The organism is Azotobacter beijerinckii (assembly GCF_900110885.1).
GTDB classification, from domain to species: domain Bacteria; phylum Pseudomonadota; class Gammaproteobacteria; order Pseudomonadales; family Pseudomonadaceae; genus Azotobacter; species Azotobacter beijerinckii.
In genome coordinates this window covers 1-11,284 of the sequence record NZ_FOFJ01000088.1, presented here as the reverse complement: position 1 = coordinate 11,284, position 11,284 = coordinate 1, and the positions used below count along the sequence as shown (strand labels likewise).

The 11,284-nt window shown below is 63.0% G+C and carries 10 protein-coding genes and 4 pseudogenes; 2 read left to right on the top strand and 12 right to left on the bottom strand.

Translation table 11 applies throughout. The features are described from left to right. The 7 genes and pseudogenes from BMY22_RS21450 to BMY22_RS21425 all read right to left on the bottom strand — a co-directional run. Window positions 1-190, bottom strand: a 190-nt coding sequence (locus BMY22_RS21450) for a transposase (protein WP_143068587.1), incomplete at its 3' end; no start/stop codon positions are given. A gap of 124 nt (window positions 191-314) precedes the next feature. Further along, complete coding sequence (locus BMY22_RS21445) at window positions 315-1,652, bottom strand: TAXI family TRAP transporter solute-binding subunit (protein ID WP_090625288.1); 1,338 nt, start codon at window positions 1,650-1,652, stop codon at window positions 315-317. Window positions 1,653-1,752: 100 nt separating this feature from the next. Continuing rightward, on the bottom strand, window positions 1,753-3,807 hold the full coding sequence (locus BMY22_RS21440; RefSeq protein ID WP_090625286.1) for an AsmA family protein: 2,055 nt from the start codon (window positions 3,805-3,807) through the stop codon (window positions 1,753-1,755). Between the two features lie 184 nt (window positions 3,808-3,991). Continuing rightward, window positions 3,992-4,351 (bottom strand): annotated as a pseudogene (locus BMY22_RS21435) (transposase); the annotation flags it as partial. 100 nt (window positions 4,352-4,451) lie between these two features. Continuing rightward, a complete protein-coding gene (locus BMY22_RS21430; RefSeq protein WP_244158957.1) occupies window positions 4,452-4,979 on the bottom strand; it encodes a host-nuclease inhibitor Gam family protein in 528 nt (175 codons plus the stop codon). Window positions 4,980-6,210: 1,231 nt separating this feature from the next. Then, window positions 6,211-6,417 carry a hypothetical protein gene (locus BMY22_RS25500; RefSeq protein ID WP_482762604.1) on the bottom strand — a complete coding sequence of 69 codons (207 nt, stop codon included), beginning with the start codon at window positions 6,415-6,417 and terminating at the stop codon, window positions 6,211-6,213. A 26-nt stretch (window positions 6,418-6,443) separates the two neighbouring features. Continuing rightward, a pseudogene (locus BMY22_RS21425) lies at window positions 6,444-6,939 on the bottom strand (transposase); the annotation flags it as partial. A 114-nt stretch (window positions 6,940-7,053) separates the two neighbouring features. Between BMY22_RS21425 and BMY22_RS21420 the strand changes: the two are divergent. Both BMY22_RS21420 and BMY22_RS21415 read left to right on the top strand, forming a co-directional pair. Next, window positions 7,054-7,274: pseudogene (locus tag BMY22_RS21420) on the top strand (ribbon-helix-helix domain-containing protein). Continuing rightward, window positions 7,274-7,666, top strand: coding sequence for a putative toxin-antitoxin system toxin component, PIN family (locus BMY22_RS21415; RefSeq protein ID WP_090625285.1), 393 nt, complete (start codon window positions 7,274-7,276; stop codon window positions 7,664-7,666). The pseudogene BMY22_RS21420 and the gene BMY22_RS21415 overlap by 1 nt, the downstream one beginning before the upstream one ends. Before the next feature lie 121 nt (window positions 7,667-7,787). Here the strand turns inward: BMY22_RS21415 and BMY22_RS21410 are convergent. The 5 genes and pseudogenes from BMY22_RS21410 to BMY22_RS21390 form a co-directional block, all read right to left on the bottom strand. Further along, window positions 7,788-8,129 (bottom strand): annotated as a pseudogene (locus tag BMY22_RS21410) (DUF421 domain-containing protein); the annotation flags it as partial. Window position 8,130: 1 nt separating this feature from the next. Beyond that, window positions 8,131-9,147 (bottom strand): nucleotidyl transferase AbiEii/AbiGii toxin family protein, encoded by a 1,017-nt coding sequence (locus tag BMY22_RS21405; RefSeq protein WP_090625282.1) that lies wholly within the window; start codon window positions 9,145-9,147, stop codon window positions 8,131-8,133. Next, window positions 9,140-9,754, bottom strand: coding sequence for a DUF6088 family protein (locus BMY22_RS21400; RefSeq protein WP_244158956.1), 615 nt, complete (start codon window positions 9,752-9,754; stop codon window positions 9,140-9,142). Before BMY22_RS21400 ends, BMY22_RS21405 begins: the two co-directional genes overlap by 8 nt. A 36-nt stretch (window positions 9,755-9,790) precedes the next feature. After that, window positions 9,791-10,453, bottom strand: a complete 663-nt coding sequence (locus tag BMY22_RS21395; protein ID WP_090625280.1) for a nuclease-related domain-containing protein — start codon at window positions 10,451-10,453, stop codon at window positions 9,791-9,793. 12 nt (window positions 10,454-10,465) lie between these two features. Further along, on the bottom strand, window positions 10,466-11,284 hold an 819-nt coding region (locus BMY22_RS21390), incomplete at its 5' end, for a TraU family protein (protein WP_167363786.1).

Below are 11,284 nucleotides of genomic sequence, written 5' to 3'. Positions count from 1 at the left end.
GGCACTGGAACAACGCATGGGGTCGTCCGCGCACCCGGCTGTAGACGGCTCCATCACAGCGGGGGCAGCGAAACCCTGCCGGCCAGCGAGCCTGCTCCAATGCTGCCGCGCACTGCGCTTGAGTACCGTAACATTTGAGAAACTCGGGCATCGACAGGCCGGGTTGGAACTGGATTCGGTTCATGGACATGGATCGCCCCTCCATGAAGTCTGTTCATATATCCAGTATAGGCGTTGCCGAGTACTTGTAGGGCTTCTGGCTGAGGCTCATTGCTAATCAGGAAAGACCTTGAAAGGGCTGGCTTTATAAGGTTCTATGGCTGTCTCGGTGTCTTCCTGGGTACCCGCTCCTCTCTAGCGAGCCCGCGCAGCCGCTCAATCATGTAGTGCACGTGCAGGTGCAGGGCGTACAACTCGTGGGAGTAGGACAGCGGCAGCTCAACCCGGCCCAGCGCCTTTTCTATCTCGTGGAGTCGAGCAATTTCCTTCTGCTCATGTCCGCGGATACTGCCGTCGTGGATCTGCGCATCGATTTCGTGCAAATGGCGATACCATTTGTAGGTGCGCGAGTGCATACGCCATTCATAGAGCGGCGAGATCATCTTGCCGAGCGGCAGCAGGATGGCAAGGAAGGGAATCAGCAGCACGATGTAGCGGTCGACCAGTGAAGCGATGCGAAACGGCATGAAGCGCTGCAGGTAGGGCAGGCCTGTGCGGTAGTAGCTGTCGGCCTCCTTAGTCAGGGCGAAACCGCTGGGTTCGGCGCGAGGGAAGCTGTTTGGCGGGTCGATCAGGCTGCCGTGCTGCAGTATCTGGCGGGAGCTTTCCAGCACGAGCGGCGTCAGCGCCGGATGCAGGCTGTGGTTGGCGACCAGGGTGGCCATCGACGACAGGGTGGTGAGCGGCCGGTCGGGGCTGTTGTGGGCCAGGTCGAGCAGCCCCTCGGGCAGGAGCAGCGCCTTGAGGAAGGGAAAGTGCGCCTGGTAGGCCGCGGCACGGCGGAGATCGGCCAGCCATAGGCCGGGATTGCGCGCCAGCTCCTGGATCAGAGGGTTTTCTGGTGGACCGACGAAAAAGGCTGCCTCCAGGCTACCGTCGCTCAGGGCAATACTCGCCTGCCGGCTGGTCAGTGCCTGCCAGCCCGGCTCCCGCACGAGGCCATTGGCGGCGAAGAGGCTTGTGACCACCGCCTGGGTGCCGCTGCCGTCGCTGCCGATGCCGATCCGCTTGCCGCGCAGCTCGGCTAGGTCGCGGATGTCGAGGCCGCGGCACTGGAACAGCCACAACGGCTCCTGGTAGAGCGCTCCGAGTCCGCGTAGCTGCTGGCGCTCCTCCGGCGCCAGGTGCTGTTCGGTGCCGCTCTGCACCAGGCCGATCTGCACCGGATGGTTTTTGTCCAGTAGGCGCTTGAGGTTGTCCAGCGAGCCGGCTGTGCCGACCAGTTCCAGCTCAATGCCTGCCTCCGCCAGGCGGGCCTTCAGGTGCTGGCCGAAGGCATGGTAGCCGCCGCCCTCGGGGCCAGTCACCAGTGTCAGATGGGTCGGCGGGGCCGGGGCGAGGGTCCAGAAGAATAGACCAACGATCAGCACCAGCACCGGAATCAGCCAGAAGTGGGCCTTAAGGTAGATCTTCAGGTCGTGGAGACGGGTCATGGGCAGCTACCTGGGCTACGGAGCGCGACGTTCCTCGCCTAACCACCATAGCCAAACAGCTAAGCCCACGGCAGGGCAACCCGTCTATCGCTGGCAGCCGTCAGTCGGCCTGGCTGCTCTTGATCTGCTCCAACATAGGGCCGCACTGACTTGCCTGCTCGCTGCTCGGCGCGACCAAGGCGAGCAGGCCGGCTAGCGGCGCGACAGCGATGCCGAGCACCACCAGTCCTGCGCCGCGCGCGACCAGCGCCCCGGCATGCACTCCCGGATCGGGATCCTTGAAAGTACCGCGCACATACAGGGGCGAGCGCAGCGAGATGATCCGCACGCCCTTGGATTTGGGCACGATGTCGAGATCCAGCACCTCGCTCTTGAAGCTGACCGTACCGTCGATGTTGATCAGCGCATTTTCCGTATCGAAGACGAACAGCCGAGGGGCCGCCAGGCCATTCTTGAAGCCGATGTCCGCCGCCGCGCAGTTGATCCTGACCTCCTCGTCGCCGAACAGACGGGTGACCACATAGTTGCCCACATTCAGCCCGGCGATCTCCATCAGCCCCCGGCTGATCGTGCCGTCGTTGACCAGCAGCCGCAGGTCTCCATCGGCCGAGCCGAGCAGGGCCGCCACCGAATTGCCGGCCCCGTTCAGGGTCGCATCGCCGTTCAATTCGCCGAGGCTGTCGCGCATGGTCTCGACGGTGGGGAACAGTCGCTTGAGCTTGAGGCCGCGGATGTTCAGTCGGAGGCGGCCGTCCAGCGTCGACTGCCGGCCATCGAGGGAAACCGTGGCGTCCAAGCGTCCGGCGGCGACGCCCAGGCGCAGCGGATCGAGGCGCAGCAGGCCGTCCTCGAGCCGCACATGAATGGACAGATCGTTGATCGGCAGCTCCTTGCCCCTGACGATGTGCTCGCCGGTGAAACGCACATCGGCGTCCATGTCGCGCCAGCGCTCGGTGCGGAACTCCTCTATCGGCAGGACCTTGTCAGATGGCTGCCTGACCTGCGAGCCGCGCTCGGCCTTCTCGGCATTGGAGTCGGCGCCGATCAGCGGGGCGAGGTCGGCAAACAGCAGTTGATTGGAGGTCAACGCGCCCGACAGCTTGGGGCGCGGCAGGCTCGCCACATAGGTCAGGTCGCCGTGGATATCGCTGCCGCCGATCCTTCCGCTGAAGTTTTCGTAGCGATACTGCGCTCCCGCCGGGTCCTGCAGGTTGGCCGTCAGTCGTCCCCGAGTGGCATAGGAGGCGGTGTCCGGCAGGGTCACGCCGATCAGCGGATAGAGGTTGCCCAAGCTGTCGCCGGAGAGGCGCAGGCGTAGGTCCAGCGCGCCGGGCTTGCGCGGCGCGACCAGCGTGCCGTCGGCTCTGAAGCGGGTGGCTCCGGCGCGCAAATCGACCTGCACGGGAAAGGGCAGCCTGGTGTCCTGCAGGGCCAGGAGCCCGCCGACCTTGCCCTCGCCGCTAACCGGCTGGCCCTGGTAGCGTCCTTGCGCCTTCCAGGCGAAAGCATAGTCCTGGGGCCGGGCGCCCTCCCGCATGGCCCGCTCCGCCTGCGCCTTACCGACGATCTGCTCGAAGGGAATCGGCGCGCCGAGGGGTGAGACGTCTACCTCCAGCCGGGCCTTGAGGACTTGGTCGTCCACCCGCACCCGGGCCCGGTCGAACTGGAGGGTGCCGATGTCGAGGGTCCAGGGCGAAGGCTCCTTCTCTTCCGAGCCGTCGCCCAGGTCGAAGCTCCAGTTGGCGCGGCCGTCGGCCAGGCGCTCGAGGCTGGCATCCGGTCCGCTCAGCAGGATGCGCGGAATGCGCACGGTCTTGGTCAGCATGGCCAGCGGCGACAGGTTGAGTTCGACCCGCTCGAGGGTGACGAACTGCTCGCCCTTGGCCCAGTCGGGGTTGCCGAGGTGCAGCGCTTCGGCGCTGATGTACGGCCAGGGAATCCAGGCGCGCCAACCGGGCTCGTCCGCCGGGCGCCGCCAGCTCACCGCTAGATCGCCCTCGATGGCGAAGGGGCGGTTCAAGGCCTCCGAGACCTGCTCGTTGATCCTCGGCTTGAGCCGATTCCAGTCGAAGATCGCAACAAAAATAATCAGGGCGATAATCAGAACCACCAGAGCGCCCAGCACCCAGACGAGAATCTTTTTGCTACGCGTCATGCCTTTCTCCAACTGTCCTGACCCGCTCCGCGGGCAGCGCCATTCTTATGCTATCGACTGACGAAACGTCGCAATGATTCCTCAGGCACTGTCACAGTGCTAATGTACGATCAAGCGAAAGCGTGACTCGCGAGAGCGAAGAAATCACGCGGCGAGACGCGCCGGACATCGAGGCGCACGTCATTAGCCGCGCAAAGGCATTCTCGACCAGATGCCGGTAGCGATACAGACCTCGGTCCAGGTCGGCATTGCCTTTGATCGAGTTGCGCTTTCGGGGAATGATCGCTCGGGCGCCCTGCGCCTCCATCCGTTCGCGGATGCGCTCGCTGTCATGGCCCTTGTCGGCCACGATCACCTCGGCGGACGGCAGCTGTGCAATCAGCTCGGGGACCGAGCTACAGTCATTGACGTTGCCCCCGGTGATTTCGAAGGCCACGGGCAATCCATGCGCATCGACGGCTAGGTGAATCTTGCTGGTGTGCCCCGCGCGGCTTTTACCGATGGCCTCAGACTGGCCGCTGGCCGCACCGCTACTGTGTAGGTGTGAGCCGGTGAAATACAAGAACTCACCGATGCAATGAGACTGCATCGGTGATATGGGAGTCTGGCCTGGATCAACTACGGAAGTAGCGGCAACCTCTTGATCAAGCGACCTCTTCGAGCTTGGTCCCAAAGGGCACGATGACAAAGTCTTCGCTCTGTTCGATCCTCACTCCGGCCAAGCCGGAAATTACTTCCGGCTCTGCGAGCATGGCTTCTTTATTCAACTGCTCCTTTACGCGGATGAAGCGCGTCAGCCCCAAGCGCTTGAGGGTTTCCAAGATGTTATCGACAGCTTGCAGAGACACCCGTGGCGGACGCATACGCCACTTGATTTCGCCTGCGGCAAAATCATAGAACTTGGTCTTGCCGCTTTTGGTCAGTTCCAGGCGATGTGCCTCGCACCAGATATGTACACCCTGGGTCAATGCTGTGATTTGCTCATTGAGTGGGTTGGCTGCCTCTTCAAAACGCAGCCTCACCTTTGCCAGTTCATCGTCCATATCGGCCTGAATCCGCGCACGCTCACGTTGGAGCAGACCAATCTTGGCAATCGCCTCATTCACTTCATCATGGCTTTGAGGGAGCTGAAACTGGGTTGCATTAGCCTTGATATGAGTGGTTTTTGTCATGATTGCTCCTCTCGTTTTCAGCATTTTCGGTAAAAACTCAAGCTGAACTCGATTTAAGCATTACGCCCAAGCCGACAACTCAACCTCTCTTGAGCAATTACCTTATGAGTTTGAGCAAATTTCAGCCTGTTTCATAAATGGAGCCGCTGTCAACGCTAGCAGATGACTCTGCCGCTGAGTGGTATCGCCGGCCTCATAGGGGGCTTTCTCCGTCCTATCCTACCCGCACCGCCCACAGCACAAGCGGTTCTGCATTTAACTCGCACCCGGCGAGGTGCTCGGTACCAGGCTACCATTCTACTGCCGTCGGCAGATCGGTATGCCGGCAGCGTTAGCTGGTCATTCTGTGATGGCCACGCCGGGATTCACGGCCCCAGCGGCGCGCGGTCGGTTCGAGTAATCTGCAAGCCGAGGGACGCATAGCCACCCGTCTAACTGGCAGGCACGCCAGCGGCGACAGAGTGCCCGCCCGGCCGGCGTAACCGGCCACACCATCTCTACAGCCTGCCCTTACAGATTCGTATTTAGCCCAGCCGCTTGGCTGTAGGTTAGGTCCTGGGCCTACTCTACGAATACCGTCGGCAGATCGGCATGCCGGCAGCGTTAGCCGGCCATTGAGATGATGGTCACGCCAGGTTCCCTAGACCAGGCAGGGCGCGCAGCCGGTTCGAGTAATCTGCAAGCCAAGGGTTCTAGAACACCCTACCTCGCTGGCAGGCACGCCAGCGGCAACAGAGTGCCCGCCCGGCCGGCGTAACCGGCCACATGCCTCCTCTTACTACATCTTCACTCGTTTTGGGGCCTGCCAGGGACACATCCTGCAAAAGCTCTGCATTCAACCAGCCGCTTGGCTGTGTGTTTGGTCTTTGGACTACGCTATTAACTCCGTCGGCAGATCGGCATGCCGCCAGCGTTAGCCAGCCATTGCGAAGGTGGTCACCCGGGTTCCATGGGCACGCCAGGCTCCATGGCCACCCGGCAAAGCGCGCAGTCGGTTCGAGTAATCTGCAAGCCAAGGGACGCATAGCCCCCTCTAACTGGCAGGCACGCCAGCGGCGACAGAGTGCCCGCCCGGCCGGCGTAACCGGCCACACCCTCTCCCCCATATCCCCTACCCACTGGAAAGCCACCTCTCCCGAGGAGGCTTCCCCATGTGCACCACAAAAGGAGAACCGCCATGCCTACACCCGAAAAACTGCGAGACATGGGCGCGAGCCATCGCGGCATCGACTCAGGCCTTGGGCTTATCCACCTTGGGGCCGCGCTTGCTGGTGGCCACCTGCGCCAGTGTGCTGGCCGAATCGTCGGCCCAGGTGGGCCAGTGCTCCATTGGCAGCGCGACGAGCATCCCCTCGTAACGGCTTCTGACCTGAACCGCCAGGTGGTAGGGGGAAGCCTCCCAGCCCTCGGGAAGCTGTTCGCGATGCGCCTGTTCCACGCTGCGCTTGAGCACCGCCAGGAGGTGCGCTCGCTTTCATAGGCATCCTCGCAGGCCTGCAGGTCGACGACCCGATCCAGGTCGGGATCGTAGACCACCCGCGAATGTCCCGGCAGGGCGGCGGCGCGCTGGTTGCGCAGAGGCTTGAGCCGCTTTTCCGTGACCGGCAGGTGGTAGCCATCGACAATGCGCAGTTGCCAGCCCGGCAAGCAGGCAGGGCGCGCTGCCCAGCTCCGAGACGACCGGTGCCAGCCGTTCGACGCTGCCGCGCACCAACGCCCGCAGCAATGCGGGCTCGGTGCGGCTGACCTTGTCGTACAGGGCCGTCACGGTCACCGGCAAGTTGTCCATCTGGCGCGCGGCGGCATGCAGCGAAGGGCGTAACCCCAGCGAAACCAGCGACATCGGCTCGACGACGGTGGAAAACAGCAGCTCCCGGGGATACTGGCGCTGCCGGTTGGTCTCGAACACGTCGTCGATCCAGGCAGCCGGCATCGCCCGCTCCAACGCCAGCCGTGCCATGACACTGGCCGGAGCCTGCTTTTCGAATCGCGCTAGAATCTCGTTCCACACCGCCTTACCCTCTCGCTGGTTTTCGGGAGGAGAGTTTACGTAAAGACCTTGAAAGGGCGGGCTATGAATACCGTTCGCTGGAGCGTCGCCGTCTCGGCTGATACTGACCAGTCCCTTCGCATGTTTCTGGCCAGGGTGTCGACCGTAAAGGCGACCTCTCGCGCTTCATCGAGGAAGCGGTGCGCGCCCAAATCCTGGAGCTGAGCGCCGAGCAGGCCAAGGCGAGTGAGGCTGAGGTGACCGACGCGGTTGCTGAAGCGCTCGACTGGGTCCGTAAACGCTGATGCGGGTCGTGCTGGATAGCAACATCCTGTTCAGTGCCTTGATTTCTCCCCACGGCGCACCCGATGCGATCTACCGCACCTGGCGGGCGGCGCGTTTCGAGGTGGTGACTTCCCGGATGCAACTCGATGAAATCCGCCGGGCCAGCCGCTACCCTAAGCTCCACGCCATCCTCCAGCCTGCCAAGGTGGGCACCAGCGCCGTGGTTTTGGAACGCCTGGATATCCAGGACGAAGCCAACGACCCGGACGATGCCTTCTTGCTGGCCATGGCCATTGCAGGTGAGGCGGATTACCTGGTGACCGGGGATCGTCGCGCCGGCCTGTTGCAACGCGGGCATATCGAGCCCACCCGCATCGTCACACCTGCCGTGTTTTGCGACGAGGTGCTGTGAACGCCCTGGTTCTTCCCACTATCCACCTACGCGCTCATCAATAGGTGTAACGACCTGCATTCGAAATGTGGCAAATTTGTATTGATACCCCCGGATAACTGCATGGCCGGCCGTGAATGGTTCACCCGGACGAGTAGGGGATGATCGAGATCTTACCGTTCTTCTCGAGGATCGCGTACTTGATCTGGCTCATCCGCTCCAGGCCCTGGCTCTGGCGCGCCGCCAGGAGAATGTCCTCCTCGCGCAGGCGGGCCTCGCTCAGCCGCTTCTTCAGGGGGCGGCCGTCCTCGACGATCAGCGTCGAGGTACCCTCGATCAGCGCATCGATTCGGGCGAAGCGGAGCTTGACGAGCGACAGACCGACGTCGATGGCGATCAGGGTCACGATCACGATGATCGCGTTGATGAGCGAGAAGTCCTCGCCCACCAGCGCCTGCTGCGTCGCCTCGCCGATGATCATTAGTTCATCGCGCCTGGTTGATTTCCTGCTCCAGGGCAGTCAGGCGTTCGACGATGCGCTCGAACGGCAGGGGGTCGCCATAGAACATCTGCGCCCCCTGCATCGCCTGGTAATCCTGCCTCAAGGCATTGAGCAGCGCCGCCTCAGGAATCAGCCTCAACCCGCCCGACAGACACAGGTCATAGCGGCTAAACCCGCTGCGGTAGAACGTTTCCTTAATGCGCAATACGTCCTGCAGCAGCTCGACATCACCAATAGCCTGGCGGCCAACCTCATGGTCGGCCAACCGTGCCAAGTCGTACCAGTGCCGCGACAGCCGTTCGGCCCCCACCCGCAAATCCGGGCGATGGCATTCGACGTGGATCAGCGTGGCCTTCTCCCAGAAGGTGCGCATGGGCGACAGTACCGCGACCTGGGCGGTCGGGAACGCCAGATCGGTCACGTGTGCGGCCACATCCGGAATGATCGTCAGGGTGTCCCGAGGCAAAGTGGCGTTGCGACCACCGAACTCGATCAGCACGTTCGGGCGCAGATAGGTGTCCGTGTTCTCGACGGCGCTCGGATAGAAAAGCCAGAGCTTTTCCCCGTCCTCGCTGACCTCGATGCCGATCTGACATCCTGGCAGTGCTTGCTCCAGCGCTTCTCGCAGCGCGGGCACCAACTCTTGGATGACGTGATCAACCAGAGCGGCCTTGAGCACGTCCGACAGCTTTCTACGCTGGTTATTGGAGAGCGTTGCCAGGTCAGGGGCGTCCTGCACCAGGCTCCGATAATCGACCGTGACGTCGATGTCCTCGGAGAAGCGTTCGATGGCCTGGTAGACCTTCGACAACGAAGTGCCGCCCTTGAAAGCCATCGGCTTGCGGCATGGCAGCGCGAACAGGATGCCCAGCACTTGGCACAGCCAGATGTCCTTTTCCAGAATCTCGGCACGGCGCCCTAGCACTGGCGCCAATCCATGCAGCAGTTCTGCCTGCTCAGATTGGGACAAGTCAAAGTAGTGCGCGGAAGAGTCAGGCATGCGTGAGCTCACCACGCTCGTAGCCGGTCAGGGCCGCCACCATCCAGGCAGGCATCGACGCCTTGGCCTCGCGCAGGGCTTGGAACTCGCTGGACGGCAGCCTCTCCGCAATGCGCTTGAATGTGCCGGGCGAGACCTGGTTTCGCCCCAAATACCAGAGCGCCGATAACGCCTGGCCCGCAGGCCGTCCCGCGAGCGCCAGCTTGCGCGGGGCTACATGCTGCAGCCGGACGATCATCTTGCCAAGCCGGATCGCGCGCGACGAGCCCGTGGTGTAGAAGGCCGCATGCGCCGGCATCTGCGTCGTGAAACCGAAACGCCGTGCGGCCTCCGCGCCGTGGATCTCGATTATCGCCCCTTCCGCATCGGCCACAGTCCGAGCCACTTGCTCAGGGGCGGGCAACGTCTTGATACCGAACCGGCCGACTTTGGGCACGATGTACAGGCCATGTCCAAGGCGCTCGATACTGCCGGCCTTGGCCAGCCGCATCAACGCTTGATCGATAGCCGCACGCGATCCAAGTCCCGCGAACAAGGCGGGGGTGAAGGGTGTACCGTCCGGCTGGGCAGCAATACGTTCGCGAACGGTTTGGGATGTGTTCATCATGGCGGCCTCTATTTGTTAGATATTTTATAGAAAAATCTAACGTACCTCAAATCGGCTGGCTGACTTGGTGCTGGCCCGCACGATATGCTTGCGCGTCGCCCAGTACCCGCCCTTTATCCGCCCCCGCTCCAGAGCCGTACAGATCGAGAGCACCTGGCCCCGGGTCAGAATGAGCGTCTTCTTGCTCTGGATCTTGCGCAGCAACGCCCAGGGACCAAATACCCGCGGGGGCCACCCTTGCGGAAAGCTCGCCGAACCGCTCATCACCGCGTAGTTGGAGATCTTCGAGGCATGCCCCCCGATCGCCTGCCGCACGGCCTTGATCGCGGCGTAGTTCTGCACCAGCGGGTTACGCACCCTGTTCTTCCGCCGACCGATGGTCTGCCACCAGGTATTCGGCTCGGTGGGATCGACCACGATCGCCCCTTTCAGGCAGCGGTTCTCGATCACGAAGAGGCCATAGCGCGACACCACGACATGATCGACCTGCGTCGGTTTGGCCTCGTCCTTTCCCAGATACAGGGCGTGGGTGAACACCCGGTATTCCGAGTTCAGGCAGAGCCTGAGCAGCAAGTTCACCTTGTACTCGCCCCACCAGCCGCGATAGGCCGGCCTTTCCAGCAGGCGAGCATGAGCGATCGCCCCCAACCCCAGGAAGAACACCACCAGCGGCAAATAGATCGCCAGGAAATCGGACATAAAATTTCTCCTTCAAATCTTCGAGCAGCAGTCGGTCCACCGCCAGATCAGGTACATCGCGTCGTTGCCCGTGCCGGGAACGTGCCGGCCGGGGCCGCCCTCCCAGGTCTGCGGGGGCTCTCCCAGCCACAGGGAGCGCTGGGTCTGCGACTTGGGCCAGAACTGCGTGAGCTTGTACTGGCTCTTGGGAATGGTCGGGTAGATCGAGGCGCGACAGAGGTTTTCGTCGCCCATCGTGCGTCGGGCCAGGCCCCGCCGGTGCTGCTGCGCCAGCAACCGCGCGCTGAGCAGGGCCGTCGTGCGGTTCTGGTCCTGGCTGAAGACGCTGCCGGCCAGCGGGTAGATGCTTCCCCAAGTGCCGGTGCACCACCACAGCGACTCCAGCGGCTCTTCCCGGGCGGTCACCAGGGCCGACTCGGCGGCGCAGGCCGCCTGAGCCACCGGGTTGGCCACCGCGGCGGACTCCGGGTGCTGGAAGAAAGCCAGCGTCGCGTTGTTCCAGGTCGGGTCGATCTCGGTGAAACTGATGATGTCCAGGTCCATGTAGCCGTCCGCACTGCACTTGGTGGGGGTGTAGAGATCGAGGATCTGCAGCAGCGGGAAGGCGTAGTAGTGGGTGTGGTAGAACGACCCGTCGTGCTGGCCGGTCATCGAGTGGTTGTCGGTATTCAGCCGGCCATAGCTGCGCCGGTTGCCCAGCGGCAGCGTGGCGCCGCCCAGGGTGGGCGAGCAGCCCGGCGTCTTGACGGTCTCGACGATCCGCGCCGGCTCCCACATCGAGGTGGTGATGCCCGGCTTGTAGATGCCGGAGCTGCCCTCCTCGCACAGGCA